Source organism: Neobacillus fumarioli NBRC 102428 (genome assembly GCF_001591485.1).
In the GTDB taxonomy this organism is placed as follows: Bacteria; Bacillota; Bacilli; order Bacillales; family Cytobacillaceae; genus Neobacillus; species Neobacillus fumarioli.
Map to the genome: position 1 here is coordinate 13,731 of NZ_BCUZ01000023.1, position 19,928 is coordinate 33,658.

A 19,928-nucleotide genomic window follows, 5' to 3' on the forward strand; every position below is an offset into this window, starting at 1 on the left:
GAGCAAATACCATTGACGATTCCGATCTGGGTATATGCAGTTGTAGCAGGGATTGTAATAAGTGCGATCATGGCCATTAAAACAGGCAGGGAAGAGCGCCAATTAGAACTGGAAACAATAGAGCGCGAAGGGGAAGTTTACATGGAGCGCCTTGAAAAAGAAAGGGAATTAAGAAAAGGAGTACAAGCAACCGGAGAATAAAGCCAAAATTTCACTTTAAGAAAAACAGAAGCACCAAAAGTGCTTCCGTTTCTTTTTTATTGGCCAGCAGTGGTAGCTAATGGTTTCAGAGCAGCTTGTAATGATTTATCATCAATTTTTACGCCTGCTTCTTTAAGCTCGCGTTCCATTGCTTTATTGATGATATCATTTGTTAACTTAGATGATTTTACCTGTTCTTCGATTTGGCTCTTCATTTTGTCAAAGGATTGTTTTGGTTTGATTTGGGTTACTTCGATAATATGATAGCCAAATTGAGATTTTACCGGAGCGCTGATTTGATTTACTTTCAGGGCATAGGCAGCCTTGATAAAGTCAGGATCAAACTGGGAAGCAGTCTGATTCGTGATCCAGCCAATATCGCCGCCATTTTGTGCAGAGCCGGTATCTGTTGAATATTTCTTCGCAAGATCTGCAAAGTTTGCTCCCTTATCAAGCTGCTGTTTAATATCATTTGCTGTTTTTTCATCTTTTACAAGGATATGGCGGACTTTGATTTCCGGCTTATAGTTATTGTAGTAATCTTTTAGTTCCTTGTCCGTTACTTTAATATCCTTCATGGCCGCTTTTTCTTGGAGCATGCCAACCTTCATCGTTTTCTTTAGATCATCTTCGTTCTTATAGCCATATTGTGCCAGTGCCGCATCAAAATTAGAGCCTAGCTGCTTTTTTAAGTCATTAATTTTGGTATTAAGTTCACTATCGGTAACTGTATATTTCTTGGAGAGAACTTTTTCATAAAGAAGCTGTTGTAAAGCTTGTACACCTATTTTATCTTTCATGGCGTTATAAAGTTCTTCCTGTGTAATGTTTCCTGCCTTGCTTTCTGCCACTGTTGCCGACCCTGATCCGCTTTGGCTGCATGCACCTAATGTAAGAAGGCTACCGGCCAATGTCAGGGCTAATATCCATTTTTTCATGCTGAATCTCTCCTACAAATATTTTCTTATGGTTTTATTGACCACATGCTTTACTATAACATAAATGGGAACTACTGCAAAAATAAAACCCTGCCGTTTTTCAAAAAAACATGTGACAGACTTCGTATTGCATTACCCAATGGCAGCTTCTGCATAGGTTTTCATCGAGGTTTTTTCCTTTTCAGCAGAAATTAAGATAAATGCCTAATCGAATTGAAAAGAGGATGAATAGTATAGGGTAGAAAGTGGCAAAGGAGGGGGCAAAAGATGACAGTTGCTGGCGGATATGGCGCGGGATTTGCGCTGATTGTCGTTCTATTCATTCTCTTGATTATTGTTGGGGCTGCTTGGGTATGGTAAGCAAGCAAACGAAAGCGATGAGACATCTCTCATCGCTTGTTTTACATTTGGCCGCTATGTATATAAAATCTCCAAATAGGAAGAGATCAAAAGGATCGTGGTTAGGACATTAATCGTACGAAATACCTTATGTTGGCGTTCTTCCGGAATTTCTTTTTGAATACATAGTGAACTAGTCAGTTGATTCACACAAAATAAAATAAAAATGGCGGTTATAATAAAAATGGAGATCATCAAAGATTCCCTCCCTTTTTCTCATGTAGTCCTTTTTAACATATCAAAAATTTAACAAAAAAGATAGTCTAAAAGAAATTTAAGGAAAGTAAAGACTTGTTATTATTTTTTATTCTATGGATAATGAAAAGGGTTTACCTCAAATTCAAAAAGGTGAATAATATGAATATATCGATTTTTAGTTTTTTTGGGCAGAAAAGAGGTCTGACAATGATGGAATATGAAAAGCTGTTGGAAAAAATTCAGCTGCTTGAATATCATCAACAATTATTATTAAAGCTTCTGGATAATCCTAATCTTCATTTTTATAAGCTAATCATTGAAAAGGGCCTGACTCAAGACTTTGTAGAGCGGTTCTTTCATTTATGTGACAAATTGAACATGGAATTGAAAAAACAAAAAGCGGAAGGTTTTGTTTATTTTCATCCGCTTTTCAATGAATTATCAGAGAATTTACCAGCAAATATGAATATGAAAGAGGTTGTAAAGGCATGTTTAGCCCAAAAACTGTATGAACCGCTCTTTTTGGAATTTAGAAAATACATATAGGTTTATGCGAGCTCTTGTTCAGGCTTTGATGCTTTTACCAGTTTTCCATTATCCTCCGAAAATTCGTTTTCAATATTATTGAAGCAGCGTTCGAATATTTCCATGAAATCATCACCGTAAATATTACGAACAATAGCCATGATTTCAATAAAATCGGGAAATCTTCCATATAGTTCTCTTATCGGCAATGCCCCTGAAAATGCTGCGTTGGAATCCGGCTGATAAGTTTCCATTAGCTGAAGCAGTATTTGCTCTCCTTTTGGGGTTAATTGTATATACGTATTTCGTTTGTCGTTTTCCTTTTTTGAAAATTTCAGAAGTCCTCTTTCTTCTAATTTTTTTGAAAAGTTAAATGCTGTGGAGACATGCATGACGCCAAATTTGGCTACATCTGAGATCGATGCCCCGTTCAAGTGATAGGCAATCCACAGAATATGGTGTTCATTAATATTTAAATCAAAAGGTTTAATCCATTGCTGCCAATCTTTTTCAATTGATTTCCATAATGCTTTACTTAATTGAGCCACCCGCTGACTAAAAAGCATTGCTTCCTTGATCGAATATTGATTCTCTGTCATCCCCATTTTCACCTACTTTATGATTTCTCTAATATCATTATGCCAATAAAATAAAAATTAATAAAGTATTAATTCGCAAAATTTTTAGAAATTGGAATTTATTTTATTGAAAAATAGCTTTTCCAATAGAGGAAGGTTTCTAATTCATGGTTAACACAATACCATGAATAATAACAACATTTAGAATTCTTGAACGATTAGTTCGTTCATAGGACCGAATCGTACAACATATACATGGTTACAACCATTACCTGAAACTTTGAACCATTTGCAGGGGGACACAAGATGAAAGCAATTGCCGTTATTTTATTAATCGTAAGTGTTATTTTTTTCTGGGGAACATTTAAGTACTTTTTGGATCTCAAACGCCCTGGTGTATATCCGCCCAAACAACTACTAAAGCAAAGAGCAGCTGCATTGGCAAGCCTAGGCGGGGCATGTTTACTCATTGCATTGCTGTTATCTTATTTAGGATAAAGTGAGATTTAAGAAAAAGAACCCTCAAGGGTTCTTTTCTTATTTTTGAATAACCGTAGCTTGTGATAATTTTGTTCTTTTGAAAATCGAATTGGCGATTGGATATAAAATGACTATTGTCAAGGCATTTATAGCCATTGCCGGTAAAACCCCTGCTGCGAACAATGTGGTGAAAGAACTTGGCAGCCCCGCAATAAAATAGGCAGCTATCAAAAACACGGAACCCGAAACAAGAGTACCGACAGCAGTTAACACCGCTGCAGAAATAACCGAGTTTCGGAATTTGTTCAAAGCCAGGAATAAGCTGTAAAAGGCTATGGCAGTAATTAATTTGTCTATGATATTAGGAATTTGTCCGCCTGGGAAATTAGTCGTTAAGGCAGATAATACTCCTGTTACAATGGACAGAAGCATGACGCTCTTAAATTCTGGGATCAAGATAATCCCCAAAAACATCATGGCCAGCATCATATCCGGTTTAATTCCGAAAAAGGATGGCATGACCGTGTGCAAGACTACCCCAATTCCTGCCAATAGGGCTAAAAAACACAAGCTTTTTGTATTCATTTCTCGTCTCTCCTCTGCTTTTCTAAACTATTGTTCCTCCTGCAGTGCTCTAATTGCCTGAAGCGAAGAACTTATCGACATTATAGCATACTAATATAACAATATAAAGAGAAAATTTTCAGATAATTAGTGCTCTGTTATAGATGTTTGCTAATATTCACAGCCATCTCTTGCAGCATGTCCGGTGTATAATCACTTTGATTGTTTTTCCACACAACTCCCAAACCATCTCCTTTTCCATACCTTGGAATCAAGTGAAGGTGAAAATGGAACACCGTCTGGCCAGCCAGTTCCCCGTTATTATTGATCGTGTTTAGACCAAGAGGGTTAAATTCTGCTTTTAATGCATTGGCAATGGTAGGAACCACTTCGTAAAGATTTCTGGCAATTTCTGGTGTCAATTCATACACATTTTCCTTATGTACCTTTGGAATGACCAATGTATGCCCCTTGGTTACCTGACTAATATCCATAAAGGCTAAAACATGTTCATTTTCAAACACTTTTGCTGCCGGAATTTCTCCATTGACGATTTTGCAAAAAATACAATCGCGCATCTTAACACTGCCTTTCTTATATATTTTGTATTATTTTACCATACTATTTTCAGAATCAAAAGAGAAAGGCAGGATTCGCATGGAATCCTGCCCTCTGAAGGGGAATTGCTTCAAACTAACGTTCAATCAGGAATGTTCTTTGTTTGATAAACACCTCATTTTATTAAAGTGTTTGATAAAGAAACATCTTTGTTCAAGCTGACCATCCCCTAATGTTTTTTAAGTTTCACAACTTATAAAAACGGATGATAGTCTGCGGTAAACACCTCATTTACTGTTTTATACATAAACGGCTGGTGTTATTTGAACTCTAAATGGTTATGATGCACAGTGTACAATACAACCATCCCCTTATTTTGAAACGTATTTAGAAGCTTTTGTATGAAAGTTGCTGTCTTTGACAGACACCTCATTTCAAATGTTTGATGAATTTCTTCACCGAAGTGGTTTCCCCTTCGAATATTATAATGTCCCGACATACAGAAAATATACAAAACGAATCACCAAAAATTGAATTCCTATTTTTCTCAGCTGCAATTTGTTAAAATAGGTAATAAACATGTAAACGGAAGGACGTTGTCAATGGCTTTATTAACGATTGAAAACCTCGTTGGCGGCTATACGAAGAACCCGGTTTTAAAAGAGGTTTCCTTTGAAGTAAATCAACATGAAATGGTTGCGTTAATCGGGTTAAATGGTGCCGGAAAAAGTACGACCATTAAGCATATTATCGGCCTTATGGAGCCGATGAGTGGTTCCATTAAAATAAACGGCCAAAGTTTTACCGAGAATAAAGAAGCTTATCGCCGGCAGTTTACTTTTGTTCCGGAAACGCCTATTTTATATGAAGAATTGACATTAGAGGAGCACCTGAAATTAACGGCAATGGCTTACGGATTAGACGAGAACACATATCAAGATCGAATTGCCTTTCTACTGAAAGAATTCCGTATGGAGAAACGATTAAAGTGGTTTCCTGCCCATTTTTCCAAAGGGATGAAGCAGAAGGTAATGATTATGTGCGCTTTTCTTGTTCAACCGGCCCTCTATATCGTCGATGAACCGTTTGTAGGTCTAGATCCTCTCGGGATTCAATCTCTCCTTGATTTAATGGAGAAAATGAAGGAAAATGGTTCCGGGATTTTGATGTCAACTCATATTTTGACAACCGCGGAAAAATATTGTGATCGTTTTGTGATTATTCATGAAGGAAAAATCCGCGCCAAAGGGACACTCGCCGAGTTAAGGGACCAATTTGAGAAGCCTAAAGCATCATTAGATGATTTATATATCGAATTAACGAAGGAAGAAAATTATGTTTGATGGTAAAAAACTGTGGCGGGATAGGGCCGGCAGCCGGATGAAAGAATTTAGCCAATATTTACGCTATATTTTCAATGGGCATATTGTCATTGTTCTGTTGTTTTTAATCGGAAGTGCTGCCTATTATTATCATAGATGGATCGACGGACTCTCTTCGGGATTTCCCGCATCACTGATAATGGCTGTGATCATCGGAATTTTTTTAACCTATAGCCCTGTTTATAATTTTTTGCTGGAAGCAGACCGCATCTTTTTACTGCCGCTCGAAGACAAGCTAAAAGGATATTTTCTTCGTTCTGGCATAGTAAGTCTTATCTTCCAGGGGTACATTCTTTTAATGGTTCTTGCAGTTCTGATGCCTGTATATGCCAAGGTAAGTGGTTCCCATTTATTTATACCGTTTTTTCTTGTGCTTCTTGTGGTAAAGGGCTGGAATGTATCTGTTGTTTGGCGGATCCAATATTTTGTGAAAACCTCCGTTCACAATTGGGATTGGATTGTTCGTTATTTTGTTAATACTGGCTTTGCTTATCTTTTATTTAAGCAGGCAAATAGTTGGCTGCTTATAATATTAGGGATTGTCATGGCGTTTTATTACTGGTTTTTCTTTAGCCGTACTAGAAATATAGGGTTAAAATGGGATTTGTTGATCGAGAAAGAAGAAAAGCGGGTGGCTTCCTTTTATCGGCTGGCCAATATGTTTACAGATGTTCCGAAATTAAAGGATACTATCAAGCGCAGAAGGTGGCTTGACTGGGTGGTCATGAAACTAGCGTTTCAACAGAAGAATACCTATCATTATCTCTATGTCCGAACATTTTTACGATCCGGCGATTATCTTGGCCTGTTTCTCCGTTTAACGATTATTGGTGCTTTGGCGGTCTATTTTTTAACATTTGGTTTTGGACAAATTCTGCTTTGTATTTTATTTTTATATTTAACGGGTTTCCAGCTTCTACCGTTATGGAAACACCATCAATACAAGCTTTGGGTTGATTTATATCCAATTACTGAAAATATTAAACAAATAGCTTTCCAATTTTTATTACAGACTGTTCTAGGATTGGAAGCCGTTATTTTTGCCTTGTTGATCCTGATTAAAGGCGATATAACTTATGCCTCCATCGGATTAGCGGCTGGTCTTCTGTTTAATTGGTTATTTGTTCACGTTTATGCCAAAAAACGCTTATAATGGATCCCCTTCAGATTGGAAGGGAAATTTTTATAGCTACCATCACTAAATGAAGCATACATATGGTAAGGGGGGAGATCGATGAACGATTACGAATTGAAAGTCTATGATGAAATCGAGATGTGGAAAAGAAAGCTGTTGAGGCGTTCCGGGATGATGAAGCGCCTCTCGAAAAAAGCGCAGGGAAAAGTGAATGACTGGATACCCGAAAAAGTTCACGAGATGCTTACAGAGAGTATTAAAGCAATGGTGAAGGCAGCTTTATTTGGATCACAGATGACTACTTATTATCATCATCAATCAGACGGGTTACCCCTTAAAGAGAAAGATGAAATCGTTCGGAAAAAAATCTCCGCGTACCAGAAGGCTGCCATGGCAGAAGGTGCAGGAACAGGCGTAGGCGGAATTCTGCTTGGCCTTGTCGACTTTCCTTTATTGCTTTCCATTAAAATGAAATTTCTCTTTGAAACTGCTGAAATCTATGGCTATAACACGAAGGAATATGAAGAACGTTTATTTATTCTTCATGTGTTTCAGTTAGCCTTTTCGAGCGATGAAATTCGTAAGACTACATTAGCTGAAATTGAAAATTGGGAAGGAAGAAAACAGGAACTGGCCGAAATGGATTGGCGCAAGTTCCAACAGGAATACCGCGACTACCTTGATTTGGCGAAATTATTTCAACTTGTTCCAGGAATCGGCGCCTTTGTCGGTGCCTATGCGAATTATAACTTGCTGAGAACATTAGGAGAAACGGCGATGAATGCTTATCGCTTAAGAATAGTACCTAATACCCTTGAGCATTAATGTGTTCAAGGGTGTTTTTTAAAAACAATTTGACTTCGAAAATTGTCCACTTTCCTTATAAAAACGACTTTTTTTTGACATTTATTTTCTTCTGCTATACATAAATAAGATTAATGGGTATAGTGAAAGAGATGTTAACGATTCATTGGTTTATAAATGTATGACAAATGTATTAAAATAATACTCAGATAGGTCGAGGAAAGGTGGACTTAATGTTGAATGAAACATTTCTAAGAGCGGCAAGAGGAGAAAAAACGGATTATGTTCCTGTTTGGTATATGCGTCAGGCTGGGCGATCGCAACCTGAATACAGGGAGATTAAAGAAAAATATTCTTTATTTGAAATCACCCATCAGCCTGAGTTATGTGCTTACGTAACCCGCCTGCCTGTTGAACAATATAATGTCGATGCAGCAATTCTTTATAAGGATATCATGACACCACTTCCTGCAATTGGCATGAATGTAGAGATAAAAGGAGGAGTTGGTCCTGTCATTGATAATCCAATCGAGTCGCTTGCCGACGTGGAGAAGCTTGGGGAACTTCACCCGGAACAAGATATTCCTTATGTATTAGAAACGATCAAGCTTTTAACAAAAGAACAATTGTCGGTTCCATTGATTGGTTTTTCAGGTGCACCGTTTACCCTTGCTAGTTATATGATTGAAGGCGGGCCATCTAGAAATTATAACAAGACAAAAGCCTTTATGTATAAGGAGCCAAAGGCCTGGTTTGCTTTAATGGAAAAGCTCGGGGATATGGTGATTACATATGTGAAAGCACAAATTCATGCCGGGGCAAAGGCCATCCAAATTTTTGATTCATGGGTCGGTGCGGTGAATGCAGAAGACTATCGTTATTACATCAAACCGATTATGAACAGAATTTTTTCTTCATTGAAAGAAGAAAATGTGCCACTCATCATGTTTGGTGTCGGTGCAAGCCATCTTGTATTAGAATGGAATGATTTGCCGCTTGATGTGATCGGATTGGATTGGCGCCTGCCGATTCATAAAGCGAGGGAAATGGGGGTAACGAAGACCCTTCAAGGAAACCTCGATCCGGCGATCCTGCTTGCTTCGTGGGATGTGATTGAGGAAAAGGCAAAGGCCATTTTAGATCAAGGAATGGCAAGGGATGGTTACATTTTTAATTTAGGACACGGTGTGTTTCCATCCGTTAATCCGGAAATACTAAAAAAATTAACTGCGTTTATTCATGAGTATTCATCAAGATAAATGACATATTGAGGTGCGATACATGACAAGAAAGAAACTCGGGCTGCTTGTAATGGCATATGGTACGCCCTATTCATTAGAGGACCTGGAAAGTTATTATACCCATATTCGGCATGGCAGAAAGCCGACACCGGAAATGATAGAGGATCTCAAACGCCGCTATGAGGCGATCGGCGGAATTTCACCCTTGGCCAAAATTACACAAGAACAGGCGGAAAAACTGGAAGCACATTTAAACAAGATTCAGAACCGGTTTGAATTTAAAGCATATCTTGGGTTAAAACATATAAGTCCGTTCATTGAGGATGCTGTTAAACAAATGCATGAGGACGGAATCGAAGAAGCTATTAGTCTTGTACTTGCGCCGCATTTCTCTACCTTTAGCGTTAAAGCGTACAACGGCCGGGCAATAGAGGAGGCAGAAAAGGCAGGAGGCTTAAGAATCAAGACGATTGACAGCTGGTACAGGGAACCGAAATTTATCAACTATTGGGCTGAACAGGTAAAACAAATCGTTTCCGGGCTTCCAGCAGATGAAAAGGAAAAATTTGTTGTGATCGTCTCTGCTCACAGCTTGCCGGAAAAGATTTTGCAATTTGGCGATCCGTATCCTAACCAGCTTCAGGAGACGGCTGATTTAATTGTTAGTAAGGCAAATGTGAAAAATTATGTGATTGGCTGGCAGAGCGCCGGCAATACGCCTGAACCTTGGATCGGCCCCGATGTTCAAGATTTGACAAGGGAACTATTTCATGATCACCATTATAAGGCCTTTATTTATGCACCGGTCGGTTTTGTATGTGACCACTTGGAAGTGCTGTATGATAATGATATTGAATGTAAAGCGGTAACGGACGAACTAGGCGTAAGCTACTATCGCCCCGAAATGCCAAACGCTAAACGGGAATTTATCGATGCACTCGCTTCAGTTGTAATGAATAAAGCAGATGAATAAAATTTTGACAAACCAGCCGAAGATGATTTAGGCTGGTTTTTAAATGAAAAAGTGTATATTAAACATAGAATGATCACCAGTTTGGAGGGATGGGAAGGTGAAATTAACCATCATCGGTTTTTGGGGCGGCTACCCGAAACAAAACAGCGCAAGTTCCGGATATTTGCTTGCACACGAAGACTTTCAATTATTAGTGGATTGCGGCAGCGGGGTGCTTTCGAAATTGCAAAATATTCTAAAGCCGGAAGATTTAGATGCGGTGATTCTTTCGCATTACCACCCGGATCATATTGCGGATATCGGTGTTCTGCAGCATGCCCGGTTAATCCAAGGTTTTTTAGGCAAAAATGTGCCAACTTTGCCGATATACGGCCACCAGTTCAACCGTAAGGAATTTGCAAAACTAACGTATAAGAAAATTACCAAAGGGCTGAAATATGATCCTAATCAAGTTCTCTCTGTCGGACCGTTTCAAATATCTTTCTTAAAAACCGATCACCCTGTGCCATGCTACGCAATGCGAATCGAGGGAGGAGGTAAAGTACTCGTCTATACTGCAGACACTTCCTTTAAAGAGGAATTTATTTCATTCAGTCACGGTGCGGATGTTTTGCTTTGTGAATGCAGTCTTTACGGGCATCAAAACGGAAAGTCTGTCGGGCATATGAACAGCTTTGACGCTGGAAGGCTGGCAAGGAGTGCTGCTTGCGGGCAGCTGATTTTGACCCATCTGCCCCATTACGGCAATATTGCGGATTTAAAGACAGAAGCATCCCGTAAATTTACTGGTATCATCAAGCTGGCAGATGAATTTCTATCTATTTCACTATAAGAAGGGGACTTTCGCATGTTGTTTATTGATCATAAAGGCATCACCGATCCAAGAATCAATTTGGCGATCGAGGAATTTGCGCTAAAATATCTTGATATTAACGAAACGTATTTACTGTTTTATATAAATGAACCATCGATTATCATTGGCAGGAATCAGAATACTATTGAAGAAATTAATACGGAATATGTTGAACAAAATGGTATTCACGTTGTTCGCCGCTTATCCGGCGGAGGTGCTGTTTACCATGACCTTGGCAATCTGAATTTTAGTTTTATTGCAAAGGATGATGGGGAAAGCTTTCATAATTTCCGGAAATTCACTGAGCCAGTAATTGCTGCTTTGAAAAAATTGGGTGTCAACGCAGAACTTAGCGGACGCAATGATATTGAAGTGGGAGGCAGGAAAATTTCCGGAAATGCGCAATTTGCCACACGGGGTAGAATGTTCAGCCATGGAACGCTGATGTTCAATTCAGAAGTGGACCATGTCGCTTCAGCTTTGAAAGTGAAAAAGGAAAAGATTGAATCAAAAGGTATTAAATCCGTCCGCAGCAGGGTAGCAAATATATCAGAATTTTTGTCTGAACCGCTGACAATGGAGGAGTTCCGTTCTTTACTGTTGACATCCATTTTTGAAGGACAGAAAGACATTCCGGAATATGTGCTGTCAAATGCCGATTGGGAGAAAATTTACGAGATTTCGAAAGAACGTTATCAAAATTGGGAATGGAACTATGGGAAATCTCCTAAGTTCAACTTCCAACATTCGCACCGTTTTCCGGCAGGTTCCATTGATGTCCGACTTGAAGTGAATAAAGGCATCATTGAAAATTGTAAAATATATGGTGACTTTTTTGGGGTTGGCGATGTCTGTGAAATAGAAGATAAGCTGCAAGGCATTCGCTACGAAAAGAGAGAAATCGAAAAAGCCCTAGAAGGTATTGACCCTACCTATTATTTTGGAAATGTATCGAAAGAAGAGTTTATTAACCTGTTGTACTAACCTAGAGTCAAGCACCTTGTTAATAGGTGCTTTTGTTTTTTTACATAAAGTTTTCTTAACATTTTTTCGGAAATAGTATGTATTATGCTTGAATAGATAAAATTCATTCAATATAATAAATTTAGAAAATTATTGCAAGTAAAAATGAATGAGTATTCATTCAATAGAAACAAAGGAGGAGAAGATATGAATTTATCGTCACAACTTCATGAAACAGCCAAGGCATCAGCAGATCAAGTGGCTTATTATTTCATGGATAAGTCTTGTACTTATAATGAATTAGATGGGGCCATTACCAAATTTGCTTCAGGCCTAGAAAAACTAGGGATCAAACAAGGCGATCATATAGCACTGTTATTAGGGAACTCACCACACTTTGTGATCGGGCTGTATGGCGCCTTACGCTTAGGAGCCACTGTCATACCGGTTAATCCCATTTATTCGCCAGATGAAATTGGTTATATTCTAAATAATGGCGATGTTAAGGTGGTTGTCGGGCTTGATGTAATGATTCCGCTAGCGGAAAAAATGCATACCCTTCTGCCAAAGATCGAGCATTATATTATTTGTGAATCCGGACAACGCGAGGTAGCCCAGAAGGGGTTGGAAAAGCTTTCTGTAGCCCCTAAAATGAAATCGTTTACAGATGTAATTGCTTCTGGTGATTTGAGCTTCGAAGGACCAGAGTTGAACGATGACGATACAGCTATTATTTTGTATACGTCCGGGACTACGGGGAAGCCAAAGGGAGCTATGCTGACACATAAAAACCTATACTGTAATGCCAAGGATACAGGCGATTATTTGAAAATGAACCACGATGACCGTATTATTACAACACTTCCGATGTTTCATGTTTTCTGCCTGACTGTAGCACTTAATGCACCACTATTAAGCGGGGCAACCATTTTAATCGTACCGAAATTCAGTCCAAAGGAAATTTTCCGACTGTCAAAGAAATATAAAGCAACCGTATTTGCCGGTGTCCCAACCATGTATAATTTCCTTTATCAATACCAAGAGGGCAATCCTGAAGATTTAAAAACTTTGCGTTTATGTATTTCCGGAGGGGCTGCCATGCCTGTCGCACTGCTTCACAATTTCGAGAAGAAATTTAATGTCATTGTTTCTGAGGGATACGGTTTATCAGAAGCATCCCCGGTTACATGCTTTAATCCGCTTGATCGTCCCCGCAAGCCAGGTTCAATTGGAACATCGATTATGAATGTTGAGAATAAAGTAGTAAATGAACTTGGTGAAGAGGTCCCAGTCGGCCAGACTGGTGAATTAATTGTTCGCGGTCCAAATATTATGAAAGGCTATTATAAAATGCCGGAGGAAACAACTGCAGCTTTAAAAGACGGCTGGCTTTATACCGGGGACATGGCGAGAATGGATGAAGACGGGTACTTTTATATTGTTGATCGGAAAAAAGATTTAATTATCGTGGGCGGCTATAATGTTTATCCGCGTGAAGTAGAAGAAGTCATCTATAAACATCAAGATGTGGTTGAAGCAGCAGTGATCGGTATCCCCGATCCCAATCAGGGAGAAGCGGTGAAAGCATATGTTGTCAGGAAAAAACCCGAACTGACGGAAGATGAGCTGATCCTCTATTGCAAACAGCATTTAGCGAAATATAAAGTACCATCATCGATTGAATTTTTAGAGGAATTGCCGAAAAATACGACAGGAAAAATCTTGCGAAGGGCACTCAAATCACAAATCACCCAAATTGCTGAAAAATAAAAGACATTGTTTTGAAAATGATAGCCGGTTTTCATACTGGCTTTTTTTTTTTGCCAGTTCTAATTTTCTCCTTTTCAACTAAACTATGTATAAAGGGGCTGTACAAAAAGGGGGACAAATGATGGTAAGAAAAATGGGGGTCTATGCGGTATTGGCCTATTGTATATATGGATTATTTTTTTATTGGTATTTGTTCTATTTTGCCAATCCTAAGCTTCCGTTTGAATATCAGGGGACAAGGGCAGACCCATCCACTTTTCTAAATGGCCGCGAACTCATGCTGACTGAAGAGTATTCCAAAATCAGAAATCTATTGTTTTTCCTGTCCACACCGTTCGAGTGGCTGATTTATTTTCTTATTTTATTGTTCGGATTGTCGAAAGCATTCAAACGATGGGCAAAAAAATCAGCAAAGTACAAACTGCTGCAAATGGCCATTTATTTGTTTTGGCTTCAAGTTTTTGCGTTTATTGCGACATTACCTTTAAATTATATCAGTTATACTTTATCAAAAACGTATCATATTTCCACGCAATCCTTTCCATCGTGGATGAAGGATGAACTGATTGACTTTTGGCTGAATTTTGGGACATGGCTTATAATTGTCCCAGTGCTATACTGGCTGATGAAGAAAAGTCGAAAGCGCTGGTGGCTATACGGTTGGCTTTTATCAGTTCCGTTTACGCTATTTATGATGTTTATCCAACCAGTTGTTATTGACCCGTTATACAATGATTTTTATCCGTTAAAAAATAAACATTTGGAATCTGAAATTTTGTCCCTGGCCAATAAAGCCCATATTCCAGCTAAGCATGTATTTGAAGTCAATATGGCGGATAAAACCAATGCAATGAATGCTTATGTAACGGGAATTGGCTCCAACGCAAGAATTGTTCTTTGGGATACAACGTTAAATCGGCTGAATGATAAACAAATTCTTTTTATCATGGCTCATGAAATGTGCCATTATGTGGAGAAACATATTTATTATGGCGTAGCGGGCTATTTGCTTCTCTCACTCATTGGGCTTTATTTGACATATCGGCTGATGAACTGGGCTTCTGGGAGATTTGGAAAAGAATTGAAAATTTTGGGTGTACGGGATATTAGTTCATTGCCATTATTTCTTATGTTTCTTTCGATGTTACTGTTTGCATCAAGTCCATTGACCAATCTTGTCTCTCGGTATGAAGAAACAAGGGCGGATCGTTATGCGATCGAAATGACCAAGGATCCTAAAGCTGCCATTTCTTCGTTCCAGGAACTAACCAAATCGGGATTAAGTGAGGTAAACCCGCCGCTCTTGGTGAAACTATTCCGTTATACCCATCCGACAATGCTGGAGAGGATTTCAAGACTAGAAGAGTATGAAATAAAACATAGGAAATAAGAAAAGCAAGGCGCCTGCCAGCGGCTCTTAACCGCAAGCCGACGACGCGCTGACGCCAACAAAAAAGCCGTCATTGACGGCTTTTCTAATAATATAAGAATTTATAAAAATCGATTTCGAAAATTGAATTGTCAGCTCAATGCGCCAGCGGCTCGAGGTTTTCTATGTTCCAAAACGCTTATTAATTTCTTTAAGCTGTTCCGATAGCATTAGAAATAAACTTTTGTCACGGCGGTCAATGGCTAAATCGATTTTCTGTAATAGTTTTTCCTTTTCAGCTGTCAGCTGGATTTCCGTTAAAAGCATTTCAATGTAGAGGTCCTGGACATAATTTTCTTTCATTTTGTTCCGTTTCATGGCACTCATCTTCATTAATTCCGCGTAAGATTTATCTTTCACGAAAATCACCTCTAATGCTTTTTCTCATTATATGGGATTTTCGCAATATTATCATTAATATTTAAAATGTTCTGCAAAATATTTTTCTTGACACTAAATTGTGAACAAATTGTTAAAATTTTTAAAAAAAGTGATGGATTTGAAAGGTATAAGTGGTAAGATGTGGTGGTAAGAAAATTAATTAGGAGATGATGGTCTTGAAGCAGCAAATTGAAGAATACCAGATCAATTCATGGACAATGTTTATTGAACCGGTCGAATATGGAAGCAAATTATTTTCCCGAGTAGCGGAAGTCGATTGTGAATATTTGTCGCCTGTAAAGCCGATCGATATTATCAAAACAAGCTGCGGTTATTTCGGTGTTGATTATGAAAGCAGAAAAAAGGGGACGCGGCAGTTAATCGGTTATAATCGGAAAATCCCGATCGCCATCGAGCCTGCTAACCGACTATTCTTCTTCCCGACTCTATCACCAGCAAGTCCCGGGTGTATTTGGATTTCCCATGAGCATGTTGAAAACTATGTGAGGATGGGACCACAGCAAACACAGATCATTTTCCGCAATAAACAATCACATCTCTTTCCCGTCCCATATGGAACGATAGAGGGGCAAATGTTAAGAACCTCTTTATTGAAAACAAAACTTTTACAAAGAATCGAAAATACCGAGAGAAAGCTCGTTTATTTGTCTTATAGGCCAAAATCATCAAAAGCATCGGAAAGTTCCAGCAGCTATCATGATCATGTATTTTTGGATGAGTGAACGAAAGCGATTAACGGGACAGGTGTCTTTTTAATAAATAGGACTCCATTAATTCTTGAACTTTATTACGGATTCTTGGATTAAAGTAATTATGGTTTTCTTCGTAACCTTTGTAGATAAACAAGTACATGGTAAAAGCATCGTCCCGTTTGGTTTTTATGACTTTGAGATTATTTTGTTTCATATATTTTTTTACCTCGGTTAATTCCTTCTGTATTTCCTTGATGGTTTCTTCAATTAATTCCAAATAAGGCTTTTTCAATTTAAAAGGACTGTTTTCCACGATCGTTAAATCGCGATTTAAAATGATCAATACCATTGGCAGATAAATTGCCTTTTCCATTATATCCCTGTCATCATCAGGAATTCTTGTCATTCGTCATCAGCTCCTTTGATATCGAACGAATGTTCCGTTTTATTTTACAAAAAGAAAATGATAAAAGCAATATATCTTCCCCTTGAAAACAGTTTTAAGATTTATGAGAAAGTTTTCATTATAGAAGAATATCCGGTAGGAGAAAATGAATAAAAGAACAGCTGAAAATCTTTCCTATAAAGTGAGTGGAATTTATGGAGCAATCAGGAAAAACCACAAGGGCGGACAAACATCGAAAAAAGCAGAGGAGCAAATGGCGGTTTATATTGCCGGTATTCTTGATCTTAATGGCGGCAGCTTTCGGACTTGCATATTTTCAGTATAAACAAGGAGTAAACCAATCATTAAAAAAAATTGAAAAAGAGAAGACACCGCTGGCAGCAAACATTCCGAAGATTGAATATAAATTTTCTGGGCAAAAGGATCAGTACGGTGATACGAATATTCTATTGCTTGGCAGTGATGCCCGCAATAAAGATGAAGCTTCCCGTTCCGATACCATTATGATTGTACATTATAACGAGGATAAAGGAACATTTAAGCTGACTTCTATCATGCGTGACAGCTATGTAGACATTCCAGGGCATGGCAAACACAAAATAAACGCTGCTTTTGCTTACGGGGGGCCGGATTTATTGCGAAAAACGATTAAACAAAATTTTGGCATTGACTTACAATATTATGCAATCATTGATTTTCAAGGTTTTGTTCAATTAATCGATGAAGCGTTCCCGAATGGCGTCGAAATCAATGTAGAAAAGAAAATGTCTAAAAATATTTATATGACGTTAGAACCTGGGTTGCAAAGGCTGAATGGGACGCAGCTGCTTGGTTATGTCAGATTCCGCCACGATGCCATCGGGGATTTTGGCAGAGTCCAGCGGCAGCAAATGGCTGTAAACGCCATTAAAGAACAGCTCAGCGGATTTCAAACCATAGCTAAGCTTCCCAAATTAATTGGGGTGGTCAGTCCCTATGTAAATACAAATATTCATCCTTCCGACGCCTTGTTTATTGGGAAAAGTTTTCTAAATAAAAACGGGAAGATGGAAACGCTAAGGATTCCTGTTGAAAACAGTTTTACTGAACCAATCATTAAAGGGGAAGGGCAAGTACTGGAGCTTGATGTCGAAAAAAATAGAGAAGCTCTCCGGCAATTTATTACAAAATAATCGAATGCTTTCCATCTAAAATAAAAATAGATGGAGTTTGTAAATTGCTGTTTTTCTTCTGGTTTATTTTCCATCTTTTTTCCGAAAAGAACGCTAATTTGAATAAGCGTCGGGGAAATGACCATAATGGGAAAAAACAGGAGAAATGAAAGGAGCGCCTATGAAACTTGAATGGAAGAAGGAAGGAATAGAATGGCTTAAAGCATTTGCTATTGGAATTATTATTTTTGCATTTATTCGCTCATTTTTCTTTTCGAATTATATCGTCGAAGGACGATCCATGATGCCGACACTTCAAGACGGGAACAAGCTTGTGGTGAACAAACTGGGCTATCAAATCGGTGACTTGCATCGCTTTGATGTCATAGTGTTTCATGCCAATGCGAAAGAGGATTATGTGAAGCGGATTATCGGCCTGCCTGGTGATAAAATTGTGTATCGGAACGATCAGTTGTATATAAACGGACATAAATATGCCGAGCCGTATTTAAATGGTTACAAGCAGAAAACATCGGGGATCAAATATACAAAGGATTTTACTCTAAAAGAAGTGACGGGTGAGGAAACGGTCCCTGCCGGCAAATTATTTGTCTTGGGCGATAACCGCCCAGAAAGCTGGGATAGTCGCTATTTTGGCTTTGTTTCCATTCATGAGGTTGTCGGAAAAGTAGACTTGCGCTACTGGCCGTTAAACGAAGTAGGTACTCATTTTTAAAACGATCATAAATTTGAATTCGAAAAATTTAACTTATGACCCAAAAAGAAGGACGAGTTCCGGCTTCTTAGCGGATTTAGTTTATTTGTGTTTTATACTTTACGGTCATTTCTTTGTTGAAGAACTATATTCTCGTCTCCAGGCATTAATCTCCATTGTTTGTTTACAACAATTCGCAGCCAAGTTCCAGGGATCCACGAGGTCACAAGTGCTAACATGACAAGGATCGCAAAAAACTCCTGGTTTGTAATGCCGGTGGAATAAGCTACAGAAGAAAGCACGATTCCAGGACCGCCGCGGTCATTTATGGCCACTCCCAGATTAAAACTTGTAAATGGATCTTGCTTAATAATTCGTGAAGTGATGTAAACAGCCAATGTTTGAGTGAATGTGGCAAATAACAAATAAATTAGGAAGAATAAAGGATTAAAGTGTTTAATCAGGTTAATTGCAGTCCCACTGTTGCGAAGTAGATAGGGATAAACCAAGAAAACGAAATATTACTAACCCCTTGCTCGAGCCGTTCAGAAACTGCTTCCGGCAACGCTACTTTTGCGACAATCCCCGCAATAAGTGCACCAAAAATGGTTTCCACGTGAAGTGTTCCGGCAAGAGAGGCAAGGATGAACATGATAAACAGGAAGTATCCGAGATTAGATGACCGGAATAAAAGGTTCTGTCTAATAATGGTCATCCGTTTAAATAAAAGGTATCCGACAACTAAAGCCCAAAGTATAAATCCAAACGATGTACCGGCACTTACGAATGCAGTACTAAGAGTATAGCCCCCGCCTTTACTTGCAATTGCGGTAGCGAATCCTAAAGCTATCCATAGCAATACATCATGGACTCCGGCACAGGCAATGACGATTTTGGCAAACCGTGTATGCATGATGCCAAGGTCATTGAAAATTTTCGAAATGACAGGGATAGAAGTAATGGCAATAGAGACAGCGATGACTACCTTTATTGCTAATGGATTATTGGCCGATCCTATAAAAGGAATAATATTAAAAAAATCTGCTGCAATCCAGCCAATAATAAAAGCAGGAATCGTTGATCCGATCACTAAGGAGGAAGTGATTCTAGCATCCCCCTTATTAAATTTTGTCTGGAATTTAAGACCCGAACAAAACATCAAGAGAAGTAAACCAAATTGATAAAGAAGTCCAAATAGTTTATCTTCCAAGGGAAACCCTACGAATAGCCAATGAAATGCGTCCGGAAAAAAATGTCCTAATATCGTAGGACCCAATACTAATCCAGCCGCAACTTTCCCGATAACACGCGGTATGAAGATCTTTTCTGCCAAAAATCCTAATAAATGAGCCATAGCCAATAAACATCCCATGGCAAGTAAAAAATGGCTCACTTGATCGCTAGATAGACTAAACATTCCTTCCTCCTCCTCCTAAATAGGATATTTCCCTTTAAAGTATGCGGGTATGTCCAATTGGACGAGGGCGAAATCATTAGGCTAGTAAAATAAGGCGTTAGGATCTTCGGGTGCTAGTCCACATAAGAAAAGCGCAAGCGCCTCGGTCAGCCTG

General features: G+C 38.7%; 23 protein-coding genes and 1 pseudogene. 16 read left to right on the forward strand and 8 right to left on the reverse strand.

Annotated elements, in window-relative coordinates; all coding sequences use genetic code 11:
- Nucleotides 1-12: 12 nt before the first annotated feature.
- Nucleotides 13-201, forward strand: coding sequence for a sporulation YhaL family protein (locus tag BFU02S_RS06095; protein WP_066367970.1), 189 nt, complete (start codon nt 13-15; stop codon nt 199-201).
- 56 nt (nt 202-257) lie between these two features.
- Here BFU02S_RS06095 and BFU02S_RS06100 read toward each other — a convergent pair whose 3' ends face one another.
- A complete protein-coding gene (locus tag BFU02S_RS06100; RefSeq protein WP_066367977.1) occupies nt 258-1,139 on the reverse strand; it encodes a peptidylprolyl isomerase in 882 nt (293 codons plus the stop codon).
- A gap of 267 nt (nt 1,140-1,406) precedes the next feature.
- Between BFU02S_RS06100 and BFU02S_RS16305 the strand changes: the two genes are divergently transcribed.
- Nucleotides 1,407-1,499, forward strand: coding sequence for a YjcZ family sporulation protein (locus BFU02S_RS16305; protein WP_084361008.1), 93 nt, complete (start codon nt 1,407-1,409; stop codon nt 1,497-1,499).
- A 54-nt stretch (nt 1,500-1,553) separates the two neighbouring features.
- On the opposite strand, the gene BFU02S_RS06105 is transcribed toward BFU02S_RS16305, so the two are convergent.
- Nucleotides 1,554-1,733 carry a hypothetical protein gene (locus BFU02S_RS06105; protein ID WP_066367979.1) on the reverse strand — a complete coding sequence of 60 codons (180 nt, stop codon included), beginning with the start codon at nt 1,731-1,733 and terminating at the stop codon, nt 1,554-1,556.
- Between the two features lie 210 nt (nt 1,734-1,943).
- Between BFU02S_RS06105 and BFU02S_RS06110 the strand changes: the two genes are divergently transcribed.
- Nucleotides 1,944-2,282, forward strand: a complete 339-nt coding sequence (locus BFU02S_RS06110) for a DUF1878 family protein (RefSeq protein WP_066367981.1) — start codon at nt 1,944-1,946, stop codon at nt 2,280-2,282.
- A 2-nt stretch (nt 2,283-2,284) separates the two neighbouring features.
- Here the strand turns inward: BFU02S_RS06110 and BFU02S_RS06115 are convergent, their stop codons facing one another.
- Complete coding sequence (locus tag BFU02S_RS06115) at nt 2,285-2,860, reverse strand: HTH-type transcriptional regulator Hpr (protein WP_066367983.1); 576 nt, start codon at nt 2,858-2,860, stop codon at nt 2,285-2,287.
- Between the two features lie 285 nt (nt 2,861-3,145).
- Between BFU02S_RS06115 and yhzF the strand changes: the two genes are divergently transcribed.
- Nucleotides 3,146-3,337: a membrane protein YhzF gene (yhzF, locus tag BFU02S_RS06120; protein ID WP_066367985.1), complete on the forward strand. Its 192-nt coding sequence runs from the start codon at nt 3,146-3,148 to the stop codon at nt 3,335-3,337.
- A 39-nt stretch (nt 3,338-3,376) separates the two neighbouring features.
- Here the strand turns inward: yhzF and BFU02S_RS06125 are convergent, their stop codons facing one another.
- Nucleotides 3,377-3,904, reverse strand: coding sequence for a tryptophan transporter (locus BFU02S_RS06125; RefSeq protein ID WP_066367986.1), 528 nt, complete (start codon nt 3,902-3,904; stop codon nt 3,377-3,379).
- A gap of 137 nt (nt 3,905-4,041) precedes the next feature.
- Entirely contained in the window at nt 4,042-4,461 is a 420-nt protein-coding gene (locus tag BFU02S_RS06130; protein ID WP_066367993.1) for an HIT family protein, read from the reverse strand.
- A 582-nt stretch (nt 4,462-5,043) separates the two neighbouring features.
- On the opposite strand from BFU02S_RS06130, the gene BFU02S_RS06135 reads away from it, so the two are divergent.
- The 9 genes from BFU02S_RS06135 to BFU02S_RS06175 all read left to right on the forward strand — a co-directional run bounded on the left by BFU02S_RS06135 (nt 5,044) and on the right by BFU02S_RS06175 (nt 14,952).
- The gene (locus BFU02S_RS06135) at nt 5,044-5,784 is read left to right on the forward strand and encodes an ABC transporter ATP-binding protein (protein WP_066367995.1); all 741 of its coding nucleotides are present in this window, start codon (nt 5,044-5,046) and stop codon (nt 5,782-5,784) included.
- The gene (locus BFU02S_RS06140) at nt 5,777-6,976 is read left to right on the forward strand and encodes an ABC transporter permease (protein ID WP_066367997.1); all 1,200 of its coding nucleotides are present in this window, start codon (nt 5,777-5,779) and stop codon (nt 6,974-6,976) included. The genes BFU02S_RS06135 and BFU02S_RS06140 overlap by 8 nt, the downstream gene beginning before the upstream one ends.
- An 81-nt stretch (nt 6,977-7,057) precedes the next feature.
- Nucleotides 7,058-7,783, forward strand: a complete 726-nt coding sequence (locus BFU02S_RS06145; protein WP_066367999.1) for an EcsC family protein — start codon at nt 7,058-7,060, stop codon at nt 7,781-7,783.
- Nucleotides 7,784-7,995: 212 nt separating this feature from the next.
- Nucleotides 7,996-9,021: a uroporphyrinogen decarboxylase gene (gene hemE, locus BFU02S_RS06150; protein WP_066368003.1), complete on the forward strand. Its 1,026-nt coding sequence runs from the start codon at nt 7,996-7,998 to the stop codon at nt 9,019-9,021.
- Between the two features lie 22 nt (nt 9,022-9,043).
- Nucleotides 9,044-9,976, forward strand: coding sequence for a ferrochelatase (hemH, locus tag BFU02S_RS06155; protein WP_066368006.1), 933 nt, complete (start codon nt 9,044-9,046; stop codon nt 9,974-9,976).
- A gap of 97 nt (nt 9,977-10,073) precedes the next feature.
- Nucleotides 10,074-10,808, forward strand: coding sequence for an MBL fold metallo-hydrolase (locus BFU02S_RS06160; RefSeq protein ID WP_066368009.1), 735 nt, complete (start codon nt 10,074-10,076; stop codon nt 10,806-10,808).
- Between the two features lie 15 nt (nt 10,809-10,823).
- Nucleotides 10,824-11,813: a lipoate--protein ligase gene (gene lplA / locus BFU02S_RS06165; protein ID WP_066368010.1), complete on the forward strand. Its 990-nt coding sequence runs from the start codon at nt 10,824-10,826 to the stop codon at nt 11,811-11,813.
- 186 nt (nt 11,814-11,999) lie between these two features.
- Entirely contained in the window at nt 12,000-13,562 is a 1,563-nt protein-coding gene (locus BFU02S_RS06170) for a fatty acid--CoA ligase family protein (protein WP_066368013.1), read from the forward strand.
- Between the two features lie 121 nt (nt 13,563-13,683).
- Nucleotides 13,684-14,952: a M48 family metallopeptidase gene (locus BFU02S_RS06175; protein ID WP_066368016.1), complete on the forward strand. Its 1,269-nt coding sequence runs from the start codon at nt 13,684-13,686 to the stop codon at nt 14,950-14,952.
- 162 nt (nt 14,953-15,114) lie between these two features.
- Here the strand turns inward: BFU02S_RS06175 and BFU02S_RS06180 are convergent, their stop codons facing one another.
- Nucleotides 15,115-15,351 (reverse strand): IDEAL domain-containing protein, encoded by a 237-nt coding sequence (locus tag BFU02S_RS06180; protein WP_066368018.1) that lies wholly within the window; start codon nt 15,349-15,351, stop codon nt 15,115-15,117.
- A gap of 197 nt (nt 15,352-15,548) precedes the next feature.
- Between BFU02S_RS06180 and BFU02S_RS06185 the strand changes: the two genes are divergently transcribed.
- Entirely contained in the window at nt 15,549-16,115 is a 567-nt protein-coding gene (locus tag BFU02S_RS06185) for a competence protein ComK (RefSeq protein ID WP_439950991.1), read from the forward strand.
- A 10-nt stretch (nt 16,116-16,125) separates the two neighbouring features.
- Here the strand turns inward: BFU02S_RS06185 and BFU02S_RS06190 are convergent, their stop codons facing one another.
- Nucleotides 16,126-16,491, reverse strand: coding sequence for a YhjD family protein (locus BFU02S_RS06190; protein ID WP_066368020.1), 366 nt, complete (start codon nt 16,489-16,491; stop codon nt 16,126-16,128).
- A gap of 194 nt (nt 16,492-16,685) precedes the next feature.
- Here BFU02S_RS06190 and BFU02S_RS06195 point away from each other — a divergent pair, with 194 nt between their 5' ends.
- Together BFU02S_RS06195 and lepB are read left to right on the forward strand one after the other, a co-directional pair.
- Nucleotides 16,686-17,663 carry an LCP family protein gene (locus BFU02S_RS06195; protein ID WP_066368022.1) on the forward strand — a complete coding sequence of 326 codons (978 nt, stop codon included), beginning with the start codon at nt 16,686-16,688 and terminating at the stop codon, nt 17,661-17,663.
- A 160-nt stretch (nt 17,664-17,823) separates the two neighbouring features.
- Nucleotides 17,824-18,378, forward strand: coding sequence for a signal peptidase I (gene lepB / locus BFU02S_RS06200; protein WP_066368027.1), 555 nt, complete (start codon nt 17,824-17,826; stop codon nt 18,376-18,378).
- 92 nt (nt 18,379-18,470) lie between these two features.
- Here the strand turns inward: lepB and BFU02S_RS06205 are convergent.
- Nucleotides 18,471-19,774, reverse strand: a pseudogene (locus BFU02S_RS06205) (cation:proton antiporter).
- Nucleotides 19,775-19,928 lie beyond the last annotated feature (154 nt).

What these genes read in the sequence shown, in the direction of transcription:
- BFU02S_RS06100 (WP_066367977.1), bottom strand. Translation starts at nt 1,139, where the DNA reads ATGAAAAAATGGATATTAGCCCTGACATTGGCCGGTAGCCTTCTTACA.
- BFU02S_RS16305 (WP_084361008.1), top strand. Translation starts at nt 1,407, where the DNA reads ATGACAGTTGCTGGCGGATATGGCGCGGGATTTGCGCTGATTGTCGTT.
- BFU02S_RS06105 (WP_066367979.1), bottom strand. Translation starts at nt 1,733, where the DNA reads ATGATCTCCATTTTTATTATAACCGCCATTTTTATTTTATTTTGTGTG.
- BFU02S_RS06110 (WP_066367981.1), top strand. Translation starts at nt 1,944, where the DNA reads ATGATGGAATATGAAAAGCTGTTGGAAAAAATTCAGCTGCTTGAATAT.
- BFU02S_RS06115 (WP_066367983.1), bottom strand. Translation starts at nt 2,860, where the DNA reads ATGACAGAGAATCAATATTCGATCAAGGAAGCAATGCTTTTTAGTCAG.
- yhzF (WP_066367985.1), top strand. Translation starts at nt 3,146, where the DNA reads ATGAAAGCAATTGCCGTTATTTTATTAATCGTAAGTGTTATTTTTTTC.
- BFU02S_RS06125 (WP_066367986.1), bottom strand. Translation starts at nt 3,904, where the DNA reads ATGAATACAAAAAGCTTGTGTTTTTTAGCCCTATTGGCAGGAATTGGG.
- BFU02S_RS06130 (WP_066367993.1), bottom strand. Translation starts at nt 4,461, where the DNA reads ATGCGCGATTGTATTTTTTGCAAAATCGTCAATGGAGAAATTCCGGCA.
- BFU02S_RS06135 (WP_066367995.1), top strand. Translation starts at nt 5,044, where the DNA reads ATGGCTTTATTAACGATTGAAAACCTCGTTGGCGGCTATACGAAGAAC.
- BFU02S_RS06140 (WP_066367997.1), top strand. Translation starts at nt 5,777, where the DNA reads ATGTTTGATGGTAAAAAACTGTGGCGGGATAGGGCCGGCAGCCGGATG.
- BFU02S_RS06145 (WP_066367999.1), top strand. Translation starts at nt 7,058, where the DNA reads ATGAACGATTACGAATTGAAAGTCTATGATGAAATCGAGATGTGGAAA.
- hemE (WP_066368003.1), top strand. Translation starts at nt 7,996, where the DNA reads ATGTTGAATGAAACATTTCTAAGAGCGGCAAGAGGAGAAAAAACGGAT.
- hemH (WP_066368006.1), top strand. Translation starts at nt 9,044, where the DNA reads ATGACAAGAAAGAAACTCGGGCTGCTTGTAATGGCATATGGTACGCCC.
- lplA (WP_066368010.1), top strand. Translation starts at nt 10,824, where the DNA reads ATGTTGTTTATTGATCATAAAGGCATCACCGATCCAAGAATCAATTTG.
- BFU02S_RS06170 (WP_066368013.1), top strand. Translation starts at nt 12,000, where the DNA reads ATGAATTTATCGTCACAACTTCATGAAACAGCCAAGGCATCAGCAGAT.
- BFU02S_RS06175 (WP_066368016.1), top strand. Translation starts at nt 13,684, where the DNA reads ATGGTAAGAAAAATGGGGGTCTATGCGGTATTGGCCTATTGTATATAT.
- BFU02S_RS06190 (WP_066368020.1), bottom strand. Translation starts at nt 16,491, where the DNA reads ATGACAAGAATTCCTGATGATGACAGGGATATAATGGAAAAGGCAATT.
- BFU02S_RS06195 (WP_066368022.1), top strand. Translation starts at nt 16,686, where the DNA reads ATGGAGCAATCAGGAAAAACCACAAGGGCGGACAAACATCGAAAAAAG.
- lepB (WP_066368027.1), top strand. Translation starts at nt 17,824, where the DNA reads ATGAAACTTGAATGGAAGAAGGAAGGAATAGAATGGCTTAAAGCATTT.